Genomic DNA, 18,251 nt, shown 5'->3' with positions numbered 1-18,251 from the left:
TACATTTGCCTGAATGGGGTACACTTTTAAAGTGGACCCCATTCGGGTTTTTTGATAGCAAAAGGAGCTGACAATATGGAAAAAACGACATTTAATATAGAAGAAGCAACGATAGAAAGAATCCAGGAGGCATTTGCCGCAGAGCAATTGACATCAGTGGAGTTGGTTCAGTTGTATCTGGACCGCATCGAACAATTTGACAAGAATGGACCAAAAATCAACTCGGTGCTGACGGTGAATCCCGATGCGCTGAAAATCGCTGAAGAGTTGGACGCTATCCGCGGGCAGGCTGGACAAGGCCCATTATACGGCATCCCGGTGCTAGTGAAAGATAATATCGACACGACGGATGATATGCCGACCACCGCAGGGACCATCGCTCTGCAGGAGAATTACGCAATGGTGGACTCTTTTGTGGCAGCGCAATTGAGAGCGGCCGGTGCGATCATTTTAGGAAAAACCAATTTGAGCGAATGGGCGTATTTCATGGCGGAAAATGGCATAAGCGGTTATAGCGCGCTCGGCGGCCAAGTGCAAAATCCTTATGGCCCTGGAAAGTTTGAAGCAGGACGTGTTGGAGGATCGAGTTCAGGCACTGGCGCAGCGATTGCGTCGAATCTGGCAGCTGCTGGCATCGGTACGGAAACGTCCGGTTCTATTCTCAGCCCGGCAAGTGCCAACTCCATTGTCGGCATTAAACCTACAGTCGGATTGATCAGCCGCACCGGGATCATCCCGATTGCGGAAAGCCAGGATACGGCTGGACCGATGGCGCGCACCGTTGCAGATGCAGCAGTCGTGCTGGGGATTCTTGCCGGCTTCGACAAAGAAGATCCGAAGACGCTTGAAAGTGATGGCAACGCATTGGCGGATTACACGCTGCATCTGCAAAAAGACGCGCTGCGCGGGGTGCGCATCGGTATTGACCACACGTTCCTGAGCGCTGCGGATTCGGAAGAGCGGAAGGTCATAGAAACAGCAATCGCCGACATGGTAGCGCAAGGCGCCATCATCGAGGACGTGTTGATGCCGCGTCCTGAATTCGAATCGGAAGTTTTGTGGTATGAGTTCAAGCGGGGAATCGACAATTACCTCAGCAAAACGACGGATAAGGTGCCAGTGAAATCGCTTGCCGACGTCATCGAATTCAACAAGCAAGATCCTGAATCACGGATGAAGTTCGGGCAAGCGGAACTGGAAAAAGCTTATGGGCTGACTGATGACCCTGCAGACCCGCGCTACATGGAACACCGGGAAACTGACGTGCGCCAGTCGACGGCAGAAGGCATCGACGCCGTCATGGCAGCGCATAATTTGGACGCTTTGCTGTTCGAGAACAACCACGGCGCAGCGATGCCAGCGAAAGCGGGCTACCCATCCATCACAGTGCCTGCAGGGTATACCGGAACAGGCATGCCAGTCGGTGTAACGTTCAGCGGCTTGGCGTGGAGCGAAGCGAAATTGATCAGCCTCGCGTATGCATATGAACAGGCGACGAAAAAGCGCATTGCGCCTGTGTTTGAATAAAGATCATCCCAGCAACAGCCGCTCTCAGAACGTGAGAGCGGCTGTTTTTATTAGGTTGAGTGAAGCATTAAAAAGCGGTTTATCTGGATTGGAAATGGGAATTGTATAAATAAAGATTTGCAAAAAAAGAGAGGTGAAGGGATGAAAAAGAATATCTTAACTTTCAATTCGATGATACGCATTTCCGGCGGACTGACGTAGCTCGCAGATTCGATTGCCAAAAAGGCATAGGAAAAGCCGACCGATAGCCAACTGTTTTTGGCTTTCATGGGAGCGAAGGAAGCTGCCTTTGAGCTGGAGAAATAGCAAAAGTCGATTGCGATAAAGGGTTTATTCGAAAGATAACTAAATTTCATGAGCCACGGATAGTTTAAGAAACTAAAGGAGGCAGTATCATGAAAGTGAGAGAAATTATGACAGGTGACGTAGATATGTGCACGATGGATACCACGATCCAGGATGTGGCAACGCAAATGCTTAAGCTCGATGTCGGTTCTATTCCCATTACAGACAATGGAAAACTGACTGGCATAATCACCGACCGGGACATCGTGACCCGGGGAGTGGCAGCGCAGTTATCGCTCGATACACCTGTCAGTCAAATCCTTTCAACACAGCTCGTTACAGGCAGCCCGGATATGGATATTGAAGATGCAGCGGAATTGATGGCAAAAAACCAGATCCGCCGTCTGCCGATTGTTGAAGAAGAACGATTGGTCGGTATTGTCTCACTCGGAGACATTGCGGTGAAAGACCCGTCAGACCAACACGCAGGAGAAGCGATTGAAGACATCTCAAAACCAGCCGATCCACATTAATAAGGAAAAAAATGAAGACAGCCGCCCTAGAGAACTCCAGGACGGCTGTTTTTATCGTTCCAGAAGGTATAAGACAACGATGGCCGCATAGCAAATGATCCACAGCATCAATGCGAAAACGGCGTTGTGTTTCAAACTGATTTCAAAGGGACTCTGCCGGCTGAGTGCGGCAAGCAGCAGATTCAGTCCGGAAAACGGCGAGATGAGTGTTGTTGCCATCCAGCTCGCAAGCAGCCCGAGGCTCAAATAGAAATGGTCATCGGCAAACAGCGGCGAATCGCTTAACGTGATGGCCAGGATTGTGGCGGTGATCACAGGATGGAGCCCGAGGAGCGCTGGGATGACCATGAGCGCAAGCATCAAAGGAACCAAGAGCAGGACGCTTGTAATGTTCAAGGCGTCGAGCAATGCCACGATCCAATCGTCAGCGCCGTTGTTGAGGAGCGCAGTGCCAAATGCACCAGCGATGATGAACAGCGACAATTCGTTGCCCATGCCAGGAACACGCGCGTCGAAGAAGGTCTGATAATTGCGGATGAGCTGCTGCCGAGTCGAAAAAAACAGAGACCACACAAATGACATAACGATGGCGACGAGCGGGATGACCGTCAGCACCGACAAACCGGTCGCTTTTTCGCTGACCATGATAATGGCCGTGATCAAGCCCACTATCACAGTAAGTTCGGCAACTTTCTGTTTCGCTCGGTGCAATTCCAAAGGGTCAGGCAGCGGTGCGTTCCGCGGTATAGGTTCCGTAGATTTTCTCTCTAGCAGATAGCCGCAAAGCATGATGATCAATGTCAGCCCGATGCCGACTGGAAAAAGCTGCGTCCACGTGACATCAAAATACGACAGGACAAGCCCGACCGAGATGAAATAAGGCGACCATAAGAAAGCCAGGACAAATCCGCGCACCATCGCCTTAATTCGCAGTATTGTGTACGGCTGGAATGTTGGCGTATCCGTCAGCTGGTAGAGAATCGGAATAGAGCCGATGTTCATGACGCCTCCGATGCTGCCGGCGGTCAAGGTCGAAAACAGATACAGGTGGTCTGTCTTTTTAATATAGTAGGAAAAAATGACTTCTATGTATGTCAGGTAATTGCCTTGCCGAATTGGAATCGCAAGCAGCGGCACGAAGATAAAAATGGCAAGGACGTTCGCATTCGTCTGCAAGCCGATGAAAAACGCGTACAGGCCATCTTTGCTGATGTCCATTGCGAGTGCCCCGACTGTCAGCATGAGGATCAGCACTTTTGGTACCCGTTTCAAATAAGGGAAAAAAGACAAGAGCGCAATCAATGCAAATAGGCTGACGAACGCAGAAGCATAAGGGAACGGAAAAAAGATGGACACCAAATACGTTCCGCCCATCAAGAGCGTGCTGAGTGGCCGCAAGATCGGTTTCATGTCAGGAACTCCTTCTGTGTTAGGTATCTTCAGTGTGCCAGAAAAGTTGAGAGTCGTCTTTTAAAAGGGCTTTTGTTGGTTAATAGCACTACTATTATTAAAGCATAATAAAAGGAATTCTTAAAAACCTGATAAAATAATAAAAATAAATCTTTATGTTTATTTTCTGATAACATATAATATTCTTGAAATTAAAAGGAGGGAGACATAATGACATTTTGGATTACAAGCAGTATTGTGCTTTTTGTAATTGTTATTATTTCAGCTTTTGGTCCTTTGTTCGGATTGTACGGTGAGATGAAACACAGAGGGGAAGGAGATGGCAGCGAATGAACATTCCGTGGGGCAACATCATCGTCATTTTGATTCTCGGAGCCATTTTCATCATTTCAAGCTGGTTCATTTCGCGGAAAGTGTCTACTGCGGATGAATATATTTCCGGGAACGGTAAACTGGGCGTCGCATTCGGCACCACGTCGCTTCTGGCTTTCTGGGTCACTGGGAATACGATCATGGCAGCGCCGGAAGCGGCATATGGCATGGGCGTCATTGGAGCAATCGCCTATTCGTTCCTTGGAGGTGTGGCCGTTGTGTCGTTTTCGCCGCTCGGCAAACGCATCCATGAAATCATCCCGAACGGTAAAACTGTCGGTGATTTTTATAAAAACCGATTTGATAAGAAGAACTATTACTTTTTCATGGTCATGCTGTTTCTTTATATGTTCGGTCTTCTCATGACGCAAGGCATCGGCGGCGGCCTGCTGCTTGAACAAATTTTTGAAGTCCCGTACACATTGGCGGTGGTGTTGACGTTCATCATCGTTATCGCCTATGCGACTATGGGTGGCTTCTCGTCTATTACCGGAATTGCCTTTTTCCAGGTCATGCTGATATTCATTGTGGTGATTGTCGTGCCGCCTATCGTCTATTTCTCGACAGGGGTGGCGCCGGTTTATCAGGGCATGGCGGAATTCGCTCCGGAGAAGCTCGATCTGTTTCTGCCGGCGGGAATCTTGTTCATGTTTGCCGGTGCGATGTTTGCCATCGGGGAAGTGTTCATGGACAACACATTCTGGCAGCGGGCTTATGCCGTGCGCAAAGATAAGTTGATGAGCATTTTTGCGCTCGCTGGCATTGGCTGGTTTTTCGTTCCGCTGGCGACCGCTACTCTGGCATTTGTCGCAATCGGCACGAACCAGGCACCGGATGAAATCAACCAAGTAGCGCCGTTCATTGCGCAGATCTACGGCGGGGAATTTGTCAGCTGGGTATTCTTGGTCGGCGTCTGGTCGGCGCTCGCTTCGACGATTGCCGCAATACTGAACGCCTTGGTCTCGCTGTTGATCCACGATATCTATCAATCGATCAATCCGAAAGCGGACAATGAAAAATTGCTGCGCATCAGTAAACTGCTCACGGTAGCAATCGGGGTCTTGGCGCTATTGATTTCATTGCCAAAATTCCTGACCATGCTGCAGATGCTCATTTTTCTTGGCGTCATCAACGCCGCCTTCGTCTTCCCAATCATTTACGGTCTGTTCTGGAAAAAGCTGCACGCGCATGTCAGCTTTGCCGCCTCAATCCTTGCCATCATCGTAGGATATTACGTCTACTTTACAGTCGGGGGCCTGCAAGGAGTCGTGGCAAGCGGCTGGATTTCTTTCCTGGTTTGCTTTATCGGCAGCTTGGTGAAACCGGCCGACTACGATTGGGATAAACTCTACCGGGTCGGGCGGAAACAATCCTCAGAGGAGGTGCGTAAATGACGATTTCTCTCGGGGCATTCACCTTCTTGATTTGGGTCAGCATTCTTGGGTCCGCTTTGTTGATGATGACGATATTCGGGTACTTTATCTATGAGCTCAAAAAGAAAAATATTTGGTAGACAAAAGGAGGAAGAACATGATAAAACTCAATACTTTTTCAATAACCGCACGGGATGAGAAAACGGGACAATTCGGCGTGGCCGTTTCTACTCGGGTGCCGGCAGTCGGGACACTTTGTCCATTTGTTAAAGCGGGCGTGGGCGCAGTCGCTACTCAATCGTTCGTGAACCCTTATATCGGCATCAATGGCTTGAAGTATTTGGAGCAAGGAGGGTCAGCTCAGCAAGTGATGGAGAGGATTTTAGAAGAAGATCCGAATCCGGAAATCCGTCAGTTCGGCATCGTCGACAAGCACGGCAATGCCGTCGCGTTTTCTGGGGATAAATGCGATGGCTGGTATGGCCATTTAACGGGAGAGAATTATGCAATCGCGGGCAATATGCTCGTAGGCGAAGAAACTATCATAGAGATGGAAAAATCCTTTAAAAGTTCCCTTGGCCAGACCTTGGCCGAGCGTCTGCTCCTAGCGCTCGAAGCCGGGCAGCTGGCAGGGGGAGACAAGCGAGGTAAGCAATCTGCTTCGGTGAAAGTCTACTCCACCGAAGAATATCCGCTCGTCGATTTACGGGTGGATGAACACGCCGATCCGGTTAAAGAGCTGCGTAGAGTATTTGAAGTGGCGAAAAAAGAATTGTTTCCATTCGTTGAGATGCTGCCGACTTTAAAGAACCCGGCCGGAATGTTCGACTTTGAGTCATCGAGAGAAATGGGACTGCTTCAGGATGAAAGTTAAAACAGAATATTAAAAGACATATTAAATGCGGTCCATTGCCGGAGAAAATTTAGTTTATACATTTAAATTGCTTTTTGAGTTTTCGAGAAAGCGCGGATACGAAATAATATTTTTTATAGTTAAATGAAAACCGCTGCCGGAATCCTAAAGATTCCTGACAGCGGTTTTTGTGCATTTAATGGAAAGGGAAAAAACAGAGTATTTAGTAATTTTTATAGATTTTATTAACTTTTTACTGGTAGAATGAAGTGAGAAAATTTTCTGTGGAGGAGTGAGGATTTGAAAAGACTATTGAGTCCATTTGTGATTGCCTTGTCGATGGTGCTGGTCCTTTCAAGCGCCGGTGCCGCCACGGATTTGCCCAGTACCCATTTGTATCATGATGAAATCGATTATTTGATGGATAGGAAAGTTATCATCGCCTACCCAGACGGCACGGTGCGGCCGGAGGCGAAGGTAACGCGCGCAGAGGTGGCGGTGATGATCGGCCGTTTGAAAGGATTTGACGGTGACCGCAGCGCGACGCCTTTCACCGATGTGCCGACTGGCCATTACGCGAGCGGATATATCGCCCAAGCGGCGAAAGCTGGCTTGCTGAAAGGGTATCCCGATGGCACGTACCGGCCGAATGCACCTATCATCCGCGCCGATATGGCAGTGATCCTTGACCGGATGTTCAGCCTTGGCGTGCAGTTCGGCGGCTTTGCGGATGTGAAGGAAGACGCGTATTATTTCGAGGCTGTCAGCAAAATGCGGGTGGCGAATATCGACATAGGCCATTCAGACAACACATTCCGTCCGCTTGTCCATGTAACACGCGGCGAGTTCGCAGCATTCCTGGCGCGAGCGCTCGAACCGTGTTTTAAGAATCGGGCGGTGATTCCGCATTCCTACCAGAAAGACAAGACCAAAGCCTTCACTTACCTGCGTCCGGACGGTTCCCGTGAAATTCATCGCTTTATCGATGTGCCGGACAAAGGCGAACTGGAATACGGTTTTATGTGGACGATCAGGTCAGGAGATGACGTCTACGAATACCAGGAGCTTGAAAGCTACACGATGTTTGCGTTCGGCTACCCATATTCGGAATACAATATCGCGCTCGTCTATCCAGTGAAGGTCGGGCAGAAAATCGTCAATTACCTCGGTGATGAAAAAATCACCAATACCATCACAGCTGTCAACAAAACCGTGAAGACGCGCTACAAGACCTTCACAAACGCGACGGAAGTGACGGCGCCGGATGGGTTGAGGTATTATATGGCGGAAGGCTACTCGACGATCAAGTCAATCGATGCGCAAGGCCAGGTCGTGTTTGAACTGATTGCAGTCGAATAAAACAAATCCCCTTAACAGAAGGCAATTTTGTTAAGGGGATATTTGTTTTATTGGAAAACGATGGGTGATAAACTAATGAAATAACGCGGTTTGAATTTCTTTGATGAGGAAGTACATAAATGGTTTAAGCTTTCAGGCACAGAACAGCAAAAGGAGTGGGAAGATGAAATGGACGAAATGGATGATCACAGCGGCATTAGCCTTTTCTGTAACGGCAGCTGTCCCTGCGGATGGATCGGGAAAACAAGGATTCGCATTGGCCACAGCAGATAAGACACCACCCGCAGCCCCTTCGGTCAATAAAGTGACAGACCAATCAGCGGCAATTAAAGGGAAAGCGGAGTCCGGCGCGAGAGTCGTGGCATACGCAGGCAAGACGAAGCTGGGAGATGTTATTGCAGCAAAAGGCGTATATTCCATCAATATCACTAAACAAAAAGCCGGCTCGCCACTAGCCGTCTACGCATTGGACGCCGCAAAGAACAAAAGTAAAATCAGCACGGCAAAAGTTGTGGCGAGCGCAGTCAAATATGAAACGACGGACATGTTGAATATGCGGACCGGGGCTTCTGTGAAATATGGCGTTTCGGCTGTAATTCCGAAAGGGAAAACGGTCCAGTACGTCAGCAAGAACGGCTCTTGGTTCAAAGTAGAATACGGCACGAAAACGGGCTGGGTCAATTCCTCGTATTTGAAAAAGCCGGGGGCATCGGATTATCCGGCGCCTTCAGTGAGAACACCGGGAACGTATAAAAGCGGCGTCTTGGTCGTCAACAAGAAATACGGCTTGCCGTCCACCTATAATCCGGGCATTAACGCCATAGCCCTGCGCAGCGCAAACGCCATGCTTGCTGATGCTAAAAAGCAAGGCATTTACTTGCAGGCAATCAGCGCATACCGTTCTTATTCCTACCAGGCGCAATTGTACGCCAATTATGTCTTAAAATACGGCCAGAACGAAGCTGACCGTTTTGCTGCGGAACAGGGATTCAGTGAACACCAAACGGGCTTGGCGTTCGATTTCGGCGGAAAGAACAATAATGCGAACTGGCTTGAAGAGACATTCGGCAATACGAAAGAAGGCAAATGGCTCGCAGCCAATGCGCATAAATACGGCTTTATCCTGCGTTATCCAAAAGGCAAGGAAAACATCACCGGCTATATGTACGAGCCGTGGCATTTCCGCTATATCGGCGATAATATCGCTGCTAAAGTGAAAGCAAGCGGGTTGACGCTCGAAGAATATTTAGGCGTTCAAGGGAAGTAGGAGATTCGGAGGCATGCACGATGCCTCCGAATTTTTTTTATCGTCAGGCCATCCCGGGACTTCACGCTTAAAAATGGTGCTTGGAGGTGGTAAAATAGAAGGACTAAAGAAACAAAGGGAAAGCAGGTGGCGGTATGGAAGGCAGACAGGATTTGGTGTTGCTGCTGGAGGAACACGGAAATTCTTTTGGCATCCGGTTGCTTGACCAAAACGGTTTCGTGTTCAGTGAGAACCGCTTCATGGGCATACCGGCGATTGCGGAGGTGCGGGTGCTCGTCAGCACGCTGACTCATATTTTCGGGAATTTCAACCGCGTCACTTACAGCCGCAATTTTCACTGCGTATGGGATCACAAGGCGCGGCCGGATGCTTTCGGCAAGTTCATGGCGGAATTGTTCGCGACGCATAATCCGGATGGCTGGGACGGCTTCAGCGCATTTCTGGAGAAACAGGAAGCGAAATCGCATGAAGACCCGATGGAAGGCTTGCCTTTTTAATTATCTTAAAAGCAGGATAATTTATGTGAAAATTGAATTAGGTTAAAATGCTCACGAAAAATCGCTTCCAAGGAGAGGACATGAATGGCTTTCGGCTCCAAAAAAAGTAAGTACGGCCTCCAGGCATCGACTGCAAAGAAAATCAAGAAACTCGGCGAGGAAGTGACATTCAGCGAACGGCCGGACCGCACGTTCAACGTCAAAGCATTCGGCGCCAAAGGCAATGGCCAGTCAGACGATTGGCGGGCGCTGCAGCAAGCGATTGCGTTCGCTTACAATAAGCAAGGCGGCGGCACACTGTTTTTCCCGCCTGGACTCTACCGCATCAGCGAACCGCTTGAGGTGCCGGAAGTCGACAGCGATAAGCAGACGATTGTCTCCTGGGTCGGCTACAGCGACCAGAGCACAATCATCGCCCCTTCCAAACCGATGGACTACCTTGTGCGCATGCGTGGCAGCGACGGCGGCATCAAAGGCATCGGCTTCATGGGTTCTGACCCCGCCAATGGCTTTGTCCGCAACGCAAAAGTGTGCATGATTGCAAGCGACATCCGAAACAAGGTTTTTTCAAATACATCGTTCAGCTGGGGCATCGTCCACGGTCTGCAGATCTTGGAGGAAGGCAATAACAACCTGTGCGTTTTCGACCAATCGTGCAAGTTCGAACAAAACGGCAAAGTGCTGACGGGAACTGACGCCCGCGGCTCCGGCAATGATATCACTTTTTCCAGTTTGAATATGGAAAGAGACAATGTCCAAGCCGGGGCATTCATCAAAATCGGCGCCGGGACGGGTTCTGTCTACCATATCGATGAAGTGTCCGGAAGCGGCATCAAAGTGTCGCCAAACCTGAAAAATACGTTTCGTGCAGGCACCGAGTATAAAATGCATATCGGTTCCGGTTTGCAGATCGACCGCGGCAGCGACAACAACGTCTACGGCATCTATGATTGCCATTTCGTCGGCAATGCTGGAGCGGGGCTCGTGCAGCGCGGGCTTTACGGCCACAATATCCAAGGCGGCAACTTCGATTCCAACGGCATTGCGGGCATCCACGTTGGCAGCGGCACGATCAACACCACACCTTCTTATTCAAACACCATTCACCACGCTTATTTCGAAGCGAACGGCTACGCCAACGTTATCTTGGATTACCCTTCAGGATTGTCGATCATTGACCCGCTGCTCGCAAAACCGATTGATGGTACAGGGGGCGGCGTCGATTCTATCACGTCGCTGCGCAATTTGCCGTTCGACTATATGACGACGAGCATCATCTATAACGGCCGAACCTATCAATATGTGCACGCAACAAACGGCAGTTTCACGTTCGGAGCAGAAACGGGTCCGCGCATTTTCGTCAACCAGCCGGCGAATGCGATTGGCCCGGCTGTCATCCGGCTCCCGGCACCTCCTGCCCACGAGTTCGGCGAAGAACTCGAAATTTTCGTAGAAGACAGCGGCGGTTTGCCGGTTCAGCTCGTTAGCGATTTTGCTGAGGTTAATCGGGTCAACGGCCGTTTCGGCATTGAAGTGCCTGCTGGCATCGGCTTTAAAATCAACGTTTTCTACAGCCGGCGCCACCGGTCCTGGATGGTGTCGCACACGACGCCGCTCGTGTAGCGAAAAAACGAACCCGCCTGCAGAGGAGCTGCAGGCGGGTTTGTTGGTTTGTTACCGTCTATTTTTTTGCGGCTTTCCGTATTTATGGCCATCTTCCAAAGAATAAGCGGCTATAGTGCCAGACACTTCATGTGCAGCCAACAGCAGTTCTTGGCCAGTCGGGCTTTCTTCTGCCGGGATGAACGTCATTCCTTCAGGGGCGACATCGCCGCTTTCTTGGGTAACGTCGCCGCCGTTGAATACGCGGCTAGAGAAATAGGTGCTGAATTTAGGCTTGGTAGGCTTCGATAAATCGTAGGCCATGATACCGCCTTGGCGCTCCAGGCCGATAAAGGCGTAAGGGGTGCCATCTACTTCGCCTGTAATGACGCTTTCTGGTTCAGGGCCTTTGTCATCGCTGCGGTTGTCAAATTTGTCTTCTGTGTTCGTAGCATTGAAAGAATCGGGATAGACATCAGCCGCGATTTGTTCGAAATCATCGCCGCTGTCATAAGCGAGTTCCATCGAATCCGAATGCCAGACCGAGAACGAACGGCCGCCGAAACCGTAGATTGCTTCATACTTACCCTTTTCATTTTTCGGTTGGGAAACGGATGTCGTCAGTCGACCTAATTGGCTTTCCTCAAATAATCCGTTTTTCACAAGGCGGTCGAGCTGCTTTTGGTTGGAGCCTTTATACAAACTGGCGTCGAGTTCATATTCTCCCGCCAAGTCCGCCACGCGGGTTTCTTCAGAAAAGCCTTCCCAATCCTGGACGTCGCCTTCATTTGCTGAAAGGATGTAGGTTTCGCCGCGGGATTCAAACGCCGCAATGCCGTCCGGTTGGAACATCGACAGCACCGGCCAGTTGCGGATATCGATCGCGTCGTCTTTGTTCGAAGCGTCAAGTTTGTTGGCAGGAACGGAATAATCTTTCAAGCCGAGGCTTTGCACGGAAACAAATTGATCGCTTTCCAAGTCGAGTTTGGCGATGGCGTTGTTTTCCTGCAAAGCGACATACGCGTGTTCGCCATCTCCGTCAACGGTGATGAATTCGGGTTCCAGGTCTTGGGCGTATGTGCTGTCCGGATGCACTTTGCGGACGTCTTCATCGATGATATCATCCGTGAACGCAGCGGTTGACACATCACTGTCGCTGATCGAACGGATTGGCGACGTGACGTCGATGACGCTGACAGAACCTTCCGGGTTGACGCTGTAATCTTCGCTTGGCTCGCCTTCGTTCGCAACCAGCAATTTACTGCCATCCGGCGTGAACGCCAGCATATCCGGCAGCGCTCCGACGCGGACATGGCTGAGCGGTTCGCCGTCTGTTGACATGAAGACGACAGAGCCGGCATTGGTTTTGTCGGCTGCCGGCGCCGAAACGGCGATATAGCCGCCGTCCGGATGAATCGCGACACTGGTCAAGTCAGATGCTTCGACGCCGAATTCACTGAGAGGGATGCGTTTTAATAGAGGAATGTCCGCAGTTGAATCTTTTTTCAATCCGGACAAGTCGATGATGTCGATTGCGCTCGCTGCACCGTTCACGGAGAAAGCACGGAATGATTTCGCGTCATAAGCCACTATTTCCGTTCCGCCTTCATCAATTTCCGCGCCGCTCGTATAGCGGCCGAGCAAGTTGACTTCCAAGCCCTTATTGCTTTTTTCATAAAGCTTGATGCCATCCACTGATTCCGCCGCGGCATGTACCGAGGGTGGTGAATGGAATAAACTCAGCGACAGCACACCGATCGCCGCTGCAGGAAGCAATTTTTTCATCTTTGCCATATGTAATTCCTCCTCTTCGTTTATAATTCTTCCTCCAGTGTAGCGGCGCATTGTGAAGAAAAGGTGTCGGCATTGTACGAGGATTGTAAATGCCGACAAACAAAAAAACCGGAACGGGCCTTAAAAATGGCCGTTCCGGTTTGTGATGGGCTTGAAGTATTTTTTCGACTTTTGCTGGCGCTGATTAAAAACGTTTGAAGCTATGGAATTTTGGTCCCCAATAAACGTCATTCAAGCTTTTGACTTCTGCTTTCGCTCCGCCAGAATGGACGAACTGGTTGTTGCCGATATAAATGCCGACATGGGAAATGCCAGGGCGGTAAGTGTTAGCGAAAAATACCAAATCTCCAGGCTTCGGAGAAGAGACCGTTGTCGTTTCCGCAAATTGCGTCAATGTTGTACGCGAGACGGATTTGCCGTTTTGCTTGAAAACGTATTGGATAAATCCACTGCAGTCAAAGCCAGCAGGTGTTGTGCCACCGAAACGGTAAGGCACGCCTTTAAGGGATAATGCAGTTGATGTGATCTCTGAAGAGGAAGCAGTAGAGGAGACGCCATTTGATGCTTTCGCCACTGCCGCAGTTGTTTTTGTCAGTAATGCGCCTGAAACCCATCCGACTTTGCCATTGGCTGTCACTTTGAACCACGTGACGCTGCCGACCTTTTTAGAAGCAGACACTTTGACGGTAGTTCCTTTTTTGGCCAACGTAACGATTTTGTAATTCGTGCCTGCATTTGCGCGGACGTTGGAATTGTAAGTTGTTTTGTAAACACCTGAAGCAGCTGCTGTTGCCACTGCCGCTTTGGCGGGTGCTTTAGCCGCAACGGTTGTTTTCGTCAGCAATGCGCTTGAAATCCACCCGATTTTGCCGTTGGCTGTCACTTTGAACCACGTGACGCTGCCAACCTTTTTAGAAGCAGCTACTTTAACAGTAGCGCCTTTTTTGGCCAATGTAACGATTTTGTAATTCGTGCCTGCATTTGCGCGGACGTTGGAGTTGTATTTTGTTTTGTATGTACCTGAAGCAGCTGCTGTTGCCACTGCCGCTTTAGCGGGTGCTTTAGCCGCAACACTTGTTTTCGTCAATAAAGTACCGAGGATCCAGCCGATTTTGCCGTTGGCTGTAACTTTGTACCATATAGCACTGCCGACTTTTTTAGAAGCGGTTGCTTTGACCGTGGCGCCTTTTTTTCCATAAGTAACAATCTTGTAGTTTGTGCCAGCATTTGCCCGAACGTTTGAATTGTATTTTAATTTATACGATCCAGAAACGGCAGTTGTTGCTGAAGCCGCAGAGGCTTTAGGCAAAAGCAATGTGCTTAAGACCCAGCCATGTTTGCCGCTGGCTTTCACTTTATACCAGACTTGGCTGCCGACTTTTTTCTGATGGGTTGCGGTAGCCGCAGCGCCTTTTTTACCGACAGTCAGGATTCTATTTTTTGTGCCTGCATCTGAACGGACATTGGTGTTGTATTTTAACGTATACGAACCAGATTTAGCAGTAGCATAAGAATAAGCGACTTCTGAAACTTTTTGTGAAGCTCCATTTAAATCAATGACTAAATCCCTTTGAGAGTTTTCAAAAGCATAAGCGGTTTCGCTCAATAATAAATTTGGAGCAGCAATGTTTAGCAATTGCTCCGAATGGGTATTATTTGGTAGAGTCGATAATAATAAAGCACTAGCTGATATGATTGTTAACACAGTTTTTCTCATTATAATTCCCCTATCTCTGTAATTATTTCCAGTATTTAATAATTTTTTATCTCTCTTTGTAAACTATATGGAAGTACATATGATTTAACAATGTCATTTTCTTTGCAGTACTGTTACGTTTGTGTGACAACTGGGAGGTATGGCCCTTTTTTGTGTTATCTGATAATTACTAATTGGGTATTTAATCTCGTATATTTAAATAGAATTTCGTGATTATTGTCACTTTTCGTCCCATTCGTCTATAGACTTCTTAAAGAGATAGAATTTTACATGGAAGTTCAAAAGCTCGCAGATGCGAGCTTTTTTTAATTTTGGGGAAAAAGATTTTCTCTTAACAAGCGATGTTTTGCAGGTAACAGGCCCAGTTCCGAACTTATTGCGGACTAATAGAAAAGCATCTCTCCACGATCCAAGTTCAAGAGAGGAAATAGAAAAGCCTCAAGCAGCTGCTGGCTGCTTGAGGCTTTTTTTCGTGCACTTTGCATTTCGCCTCTGCGAAATGCAATCCATCTGAGGGTTTGGAAAGAAGGTTCTCAAGTTATCCGGCATTGTCTGAGGCTCATCTTGCACTAGCCAGAAGATAACAGGCACTATTCCGGTTTTATCCGGCACTAGCCGAGAAGCTGTTCTCCATGATTGCAAAGTTCAAAAGCGGAATATGAAAGCTTTTTGTTTTTGGAAAATCGAGATTCGTATATTCTGCGCATTTAAATGAAAAAATGTAAAAAAAGGAATAGAAATACAGATTTAAATCACATGAATTTAACATATTAAGGCAAGATTTGATGGTAATTGAAGTAAATTTTATGTATTATGAATAAGTTCATGGTATTTACATTATCTATTGCTAGTAGGGAGGTTTAAAGTTGTCTGTAAAAGTAATTGTCATAATTCCTGCCTATAATGAAGAAGACTCGATTGTACAAACTGTGAAAAATATCAAAGCTGCTACACTCGTAGATTATATCGTCGTCAATGATGGCTCTACGGACAAAACCCGTGTATTGCTTGATGAAAATAGATTTAATCACATGGATTTGCCTATTAATCTGGGGATTGGCGGAGCCATGCAAACAGGTTATCAATATGCGCTCGACCACGGCTATGACTACGCAATCCAACTTGATGCAGATGGCCAGCATAATCCTGATGATTTGCTGAGTTTGATTGAAGAAATCAGGGAGACGGATTATGACATGGTCATCGGCTCGCGGTTCGTAGAGAAAAGTGCATACAGAGGCAGTTTGACGCGGAGGATTGGGATTTATTATTTTTATCAATTCATCTACCTTTTAACCGGAATGAAAATTACCGATCCGACATCGGGTTACCGCATCGTCAATCGGAAAGTCATCGAATCGTTCACGAAGTATTACCCAACTGATTATCCAGAAGTGGAAGTGCTGGTGAATTTGGCTAGAAGGAATTTTAAAATAAAAGAAATCAAAGTTGAAATGAACCAGCGCCAAGGCGGCAAGTCATCGATTACGCCGAAAAAATCAATTTATTATATGTTCAAAGTGACGTATATTTCACTGGTACGGTCAGTGTTTTAGGAGGTTATTTATGGTTCAGGGAATTTCTATCATAGTGGCCATTCTGTTTCTGGCTCAAGTGCTTTTTTATACATCCAAAAACAAACTGCAGGATCAGCAAGCGCTTCTTTGGTTGATCTTGTCTTTTAGCGGGTTAATGATTGCCTTATTTTTGCCTGTAATGGACACAGTCGCGCAGTGGTTGGGGATTGAATACATGCCGTCACTCATTTTCGTACTTGCATTTTTAATTATTCTTACCATGCTCGTGTTTCAAACGACAACCATTACCAAGCAACAGACGCAGATCAAACAAATTGCACAGCAGCTCTCCTACACGATGAAATATTTAGATGAGATTCAGGAAGAGATAAAAAAAGGGGAGAATTAGCATGTTGGTTAACTATATACTCATTTTGCTGAATACACTGATCCTCGTTTCAGGCCAGTTTTTATGGAAATTTGGCATGGTCAACAAGGAAAGCAGTTTTTCTTCAATAGGGGAAATCATCAAATTGATGTTTTCCCCATACATATTAACAGGACTGACAATGTACGGTTTTGCGACGGTCCTGTGGCTCTTCATCTTGACGCGCGTTCCTTTGAGCGTTGCCTATCCTTTGCAAAGCCTGGCTTATGTCTTTGCGGTATTTGGCGCATTTTATATTTTCAATGAACCCCTGTCCCCCATGAAAATCATCGGGGTGTTATTGATTATGATCGGTGTTTCTTTTATCGGTTTTTCTTCGGCTGCTTAATCATGACTTGGAAAGTATGTGAACTCTATCAATGAATAAAAAACTTTTCGAACTGATCAAATCAAATTATTGGCTAGCGCTTATTTTAGTCGTTGGGTTTTTATTGCGCCTTGGCGTGATTGTCAAATACGGAAGTGATTTATCACTCGACAGCGATGATATGGGTTATGTGAACAGTGCTTTGACATTGCTCGAAACGGGTATGCTGACGTATCACCAAACGGACATGCCAACTGTCCACATTATGCCAGGACAGACGTTTCTGCTGGCATTTATTTTTCTTTTGTTCGGCAAAGGAAGCTTCGGCATTTTAATAGGAAAATTAATTTTTATTATTTTTGGTACGATCAATCTATTCATGGTCTATAAGATCGGGAAGATTATCGGCAATAAATTCATCGGCTTGTTATCAGCTGCGATGCTCGCTGTTTTCATTCCGCAAATCCTGACGGATAATCTGTTCATCACAGAGGCGCCTTTCATGTTTGCGCTGTTTCTGCTTGTCTATTATTCGATTAAGCTTGCAAATGAACCAAGCAACTGGAAATACTTCTTTGTTTTGATGTTGTCTTATTTAGCCGTTATTATGTTCAAAGCTACGTTCGCGCTTTATCCAGTTCTGCTCCTGCTTTACTTTATCTTGAAAAAGTATCCGATAAAAATTGGGCTCAAGCAGTTTGCTGTGGCAGCGATCATGCTGTTACTCATACTTGGTCCATGGTGGGCAAGAAATTATGTGCATTTCGGAGATTTCATCCCGCTGACTGGGGGAGGGGGAAACCCCTTGCTTTTGGGAACTTATCAAGGGGCGGGCATAAATTACGGAGAGCCTTATCAAGAAGAGTTCGAAAAGATTAAGGAACAATACAAAGACCAGAATGCATACTATCGTTTGCTTGCACAAGATGAACTTGCTAAAGAACGGATAAGCATCTGGTGGGCTGACGACAGAGAATCATTTTTAAGAACCTATTTGGAATTAAAACCGAAGATCCAATGGGAGAAGCAGTTTTATTGGATAGAAATCTACGGTTTTTCCAAGTCGGTGATCAATAACATTCACCAGCATATTGTCGATTGGGCACTTTTGTCTTTGTTCGCGTTATTGTTCATGCGGCATCGCTGGAAAGAGTATGTCCTGCTTATCAGCATCATTGTCTACAATACGGGCCTCAACTCGATTTATTTTGCATTCCCGCGATACAACCAGCCACTTATGTTCATCTTGTTTATTGGAATCGCGACAGCAATGTATGTGATTTCTAAACTCATAATGAAAGTATATGCATATTTTCAAAATCGAAAAGGCAAATTCAATTCGATTTCGAATGAATAAAACAAAAGAATATAGACCCCTAAAACGAGTTTA

At 47.3% G+C, this 18,251-nt stretch carries 16 protein-coding genes and 2 pseudogenes; 15 read left to right on the top strand and 3 right to left on the bottom strand.

What is annotated here, in order from left to right:
- Positions 1 to 75 precede the first annotated feature (75 nt).
- Together AC4EHJ_RS06825 and AC4EHJ_RS06820 are read left to right on the top strand one after the other, a co-directional pair.
- Entirely contained in the window at positions 76 to 1,527 is a 1,452-nt protein-coding gene (locus tag AC4EHJ_RS06825; RefSeq protein WP_490974812.1) for an amidase family protein, read from the top strand.
- 395 nt (positions 1,528 to 1,922) lie between these two features.
- On the top strand, positions 1,923 to 2,345 hold the full coding sequence (locus AC4EHJ_RS06820) for a CBS domain-containing protein (RefSeq protein WP_490974811.1): 423 nt from the start codon (positions 1,923 to 1,925) through the stop codon (positions 2,343 to 2,345).
- Between the two features lie 51 nt (positions 2,346 to 2,396).
- Here AC4EHJ_RS06820 and AC4EHJ_RS06815 read toward each other — a convergent pair whose 3' ends face one another.
- Positions 2,397 to 3,755, bottom strand: a complete 1,359-nt coding sequence (locus AC4EHJ_RS06815; protein WP_490974810.1) for a hypothetical protein — start codon at positions 3,753 to 3,755, stop codon at positions 2,397 to 2,399.
- 210 nt (positions 3,756 to 3,965) lie between these two features.
- On the opposite strand from AC4EHJ_RS06815, the gene AC4EHJ_RS06810 reads away from it, so the two are divergent.
- The 9 genes and pseudogenes from AC4EHJ_RS06810 to AC4EHJ_RS06770 all read left to right on the top strand — a co-directional run bounded on the left by AC4EHJ_RS06810 (position 3,966) and on the right by AC4EHJ_RS06770 (position 11,099).
- The gene (locus tag AC4EHJ_RS06810) at positions 3,966 to 4,088 is read left to right on the top strand and encodes a hypothetical protein (protein WP_490974809.1); all 123 of its coding nucleotides are present in this window, start codon (positions 3,966 to 3,968) and stop codon (positions 4,086 to 4,088) included.
- Positions 4,085 to 5,521: a sodium:solute symporter family transporter gene (locus AC4EHJ_RS06805; RefSeq protein ID WP_490974808.1), complete on the top strand. Its 1,437-nt coding sequence runs from the start codon at positions 4,085 to 4,087 to the stop codon at positions 5,519 to 5,521. Before AC4EHJ_RS06810 ends, AC4EHJ_RS06805 begins: the two co-directional genes overlap by 4 nt.
- Positions 5,518 to 5,640 (top strand): hypothetical protein, encoded by a 123-nt coding sequence (locus AC4EHJ_RS06800; protein ID WP_490974807.1) that lies wholly within the window; start codon positions 5,518 to 5,520, stop codon positions 5,638 to 5,640. The genes AC4EHJ_RS06805 and AC4EHJ_RS06800 overlap by 4 nt, the downstream gene beginning before the upstream one ends.
- A gap of 17 nt (positions 5,641 to 5,657) precedes the next feature.
- Positions 5,658 to 6,374 (top strand): DUF1028 domain-containing protein, encoded by a 717-nt coding sequence (locus tag AC4EHJ_RS06795; protein WP_490974806.1) that lies wholly within the window; start codon positions 5,658 to 5,660, stop codon positions 6,372 to 6,374.
- Positions 6,375 to 6,653: 279 nt separating this feature from the next.
- Positions 6,654 to 7,712, top strand: coding sequence for an S-layer homology domain-containing protein (locus tag AC4EHJ_RS06790; protein ID WP_490974805.1), 1,059 nt, complete (start codon positions 6,654 to 6,656; stop codon positions 7,710 to 7,712).
- 103 nt (positions 7,713 to 7,815) lie between these two features.
- A pseudogene (locus AC4EHJ_RS06785) lies at positions 7,816 to 8,397 on the top strand (Ig-like domain-containing protein); the annotation flags it as partial.
- 171 nt (positions 8,398 to 8,568) lie between these two features.
- A pseudogene (locus AC4EHJ_RS06780) lies at positions 8,569 to 8,979 on the top strand (M15 family metallopeptidase); the annotation flags it as partial.
- Positions 8,980 to 9,113: 134 nt separating this feature from the next.
- Positions 9,114 to 9,476, top strand: coding sequence for a hypothetical protein (locus AC4EHJ_RS06775; protein WP_490974804.1), 363 nt, complete (start codon positions 9,114 to 9,116; stop codon positions 9,474 to 9,476).
- An 84-nt stretch (positions 9,477 to 9,560) separates the two neighbouring features.
- A complete protein-coding gene (locus AC4EHJ_RS06770; RefSeq protein ID WP_490974803.1) occupies positions 9,561 to 11,099 on the top strand; it encodes a right-handed parallel beta-helix repeat-containing protein in 1,539 nt (512 codons plus the stop codon).
- Between the two features lie 51 nt (positions 11,100 to 11,150).
- On the opposite strand, the gene AC4EHJ_RS06765 is transcribed toward AC4EHJ_RS06770, so the two are convergent.
- Both AC4EHJ_RS06765 and AC4EHJ_RS06760 read right to left on the bottom strand, forming a co-directional pair.
- Positions 11,151 to 12,872 (bottom strand): choice-of-anchor I family protein, encoded by a 1,722-nt coding sequence (locus AC4EHJ_RS06765; protein ID WP_490974802.1) that lies wholly within the window; start codon positions 12,870 to 12,872, stop codon positions 11,151 to 11,153.
- A 184-nt stretch (positions 12,873 to 13,056) separates the two neighbouring features.
- Complete coding sequence (locus AC4EHJ_RS06760; RefSeq protein WP_490974801.1) at positions 13,057 to 14,589, bottom strand: C40 family peptidase; 1,533 nt, start codon at positions 14,587 to 14,589, stop codon at positions 13,057 to 13,059.
- 866 nt (positions 14,590 to 15,455) lie between these two features.
- Here AC4EHJ_RS06760 and AC4EHJ_RS06755 point away from each other — a divergent pair.
- Genes AC4EHJ_RS06755 through AC4EHJ_RS06740 form a run of 4 tightly spaced genes read left to right on the top strand, consistent with a single transcriptional unit; the run spans position 15,456 to position 18,218 of the window.
- Positions 15,456 to 16,145, top strand: a complete 690-nt coding sequence (locus AC4EHJ_RS06755; RefSeq protein WP_490974800.1) for a glycosyltransferase family 2 protein — start codon at positions 15,456 to 15,458, stop codon at positions 16,143 to 16,145.
- Between the two features lie 10 nt (positions 16,146 to 16,155).
- Positions 16,156 to 16,515 (top strand): DUF2304 domain-containing protein, encoded by a 360-nt coding sequence (locus tag AC4EHJ_RS06750; RefSeq protein ID WP_490974799.1) that lies wholly within the window; start codon positions 16,156 to 16,158, stop codon positions 16,513 to 16,515.
- Between the two features lies 1 nt (position 16,516).
- Complete coding sequence (locus tag AC4EHJ_RS06745) at positions 16,517 to 16,882, top strand: EamA family transporter (RefSeq protein ID WP_490974798.1); 366 nt, start codon at positions 16,517 to 16,519, stop codon at positions 16,880 to 16,882.
- A 31-nt stretch (positions 16,883 to 16,913) separates the two neighbouring features.
- Positions 16,914 to 18,218 (top strand): glycosyltransferase family 39 protein, encoded by a 1,305-nt coding sequence (locus AC4EHJ_RS06740; RefSeq protein ID WP_490974797.1) that lies wholly within the window; start codon positions 16,914 to 16,916, stop codon positions 18,216 to 18,218.
- Positions 18,219 to 18,251 lie beyond the last annotated feature (33 nt).

The sequence above is a fragment of the Planococcus sp. TJ-301 genome, from assembly GCF_058268475.1.
Note: the sequence above shows the minus strand (reverse complement) of the source record. Positions and strands in the feature narration are given on the sequence as shown.

Bases quoted from the DNA above. Each gene is read 5' to 3' on its own strand.
- AC4EHJ_RS06825 (WP_490974812.1), top strand. From the start codon at position 76: ATGGAAAAAACGACATTTAATATAGAAGAAGCAACGATAGAAAGAATC.
- AC4EHJ_RS06820 (WP_490974811.1), top strand. From the start codon at position 1,923: ATGAAAGTGAGAGAAATTATGACAGGTGACGTAGATATGTGCACGATG.
- AC4EHJ_RS06815 (WP_490974810.1), bottom strand. From the start codon at position 3,755: ATGAAACCGATCTTGCGGCCACTCAGCACGCTCTTGATGGGCGGAACG.
- AC4EHJ_RS06810 (WP_490974809.1), top strand. From the start codon at position 3,966: ATGACATTTTGGATTACAAGCAGTATTGTGCTTTTTGTAATTGTTATT.
- AC4EHJ_RS06805 (WP_490974808.1), top strand. From the start codon at position 4,085: ATGAACATTCCGTGGGGCAACATCATCGTCATTTTGATTCTCGGAGCC.
- AC4EHJ_RS06800 (WP_490974807.1), top strand. From the start codon at position 5,518: ATGACGATTTCTCTCGGGGCATTCACCTTCTTGATTTGGGTCAGCATT.
- AC4EHJ_RS06795 (WP_490974806.1), top strand. From the start codon at position 5,658: ATGATAAAACTCAATACTTTTTCAATAACCGCACGGGATGAGAAAACG.
- AC4EHJ_RS06775 (WP_490974804.1), top strand. From the start codon at position 9,114: ATGGAAGGCAGACAGGATTTGGTGTTGCTGCTGGAGGAACACGGAAAT.
- AC4EHJ_RS06770 (WP_490974803.1), top strand. From the start codon at position 9,561: ATGGCTTTCGGCTCCAAAAAAAGTAAGTACGGCCTCCAGGCATCGACT.
- AC4EHJ_RS06765 (WP_490974802.1), bottom strand. From the start codon at position 12,872: ATGGCAAAGATGAAAAAATTGCTTCCTGCAGCGGCGATCGGTGTGCTG.
- AC4EHJ_RS06760 (WP_490974801.1), bottom strand. From the start codon at position 14,589: ATGAGAAAAACTGTGTTAACAATCATATCAGCTAGTGCTTTATTATTA.
- AC4EHJ_RS06750 (WP_490974799.1), top strand. From the start codon at position 16,156: ATGGTTCAGGGAATTTCTATCATAGTGGCCATTCTGTTTCTGGCTCAA.
- AC4EHJ_RS06745 (WP_490974798.1), top strand. From the start codon at position 16,517: ATGTTGGTTAACTATATACTCATTTTGCTGAATACACTGATCCTCGTT.
- AC4EHJ_RS06740 (WP_490974797.1), top strand. From the start codon at position 16,914: ATGAATAAAAAACTTTTCGAACTGATCAAATCAAATTATTGGCTAGCG.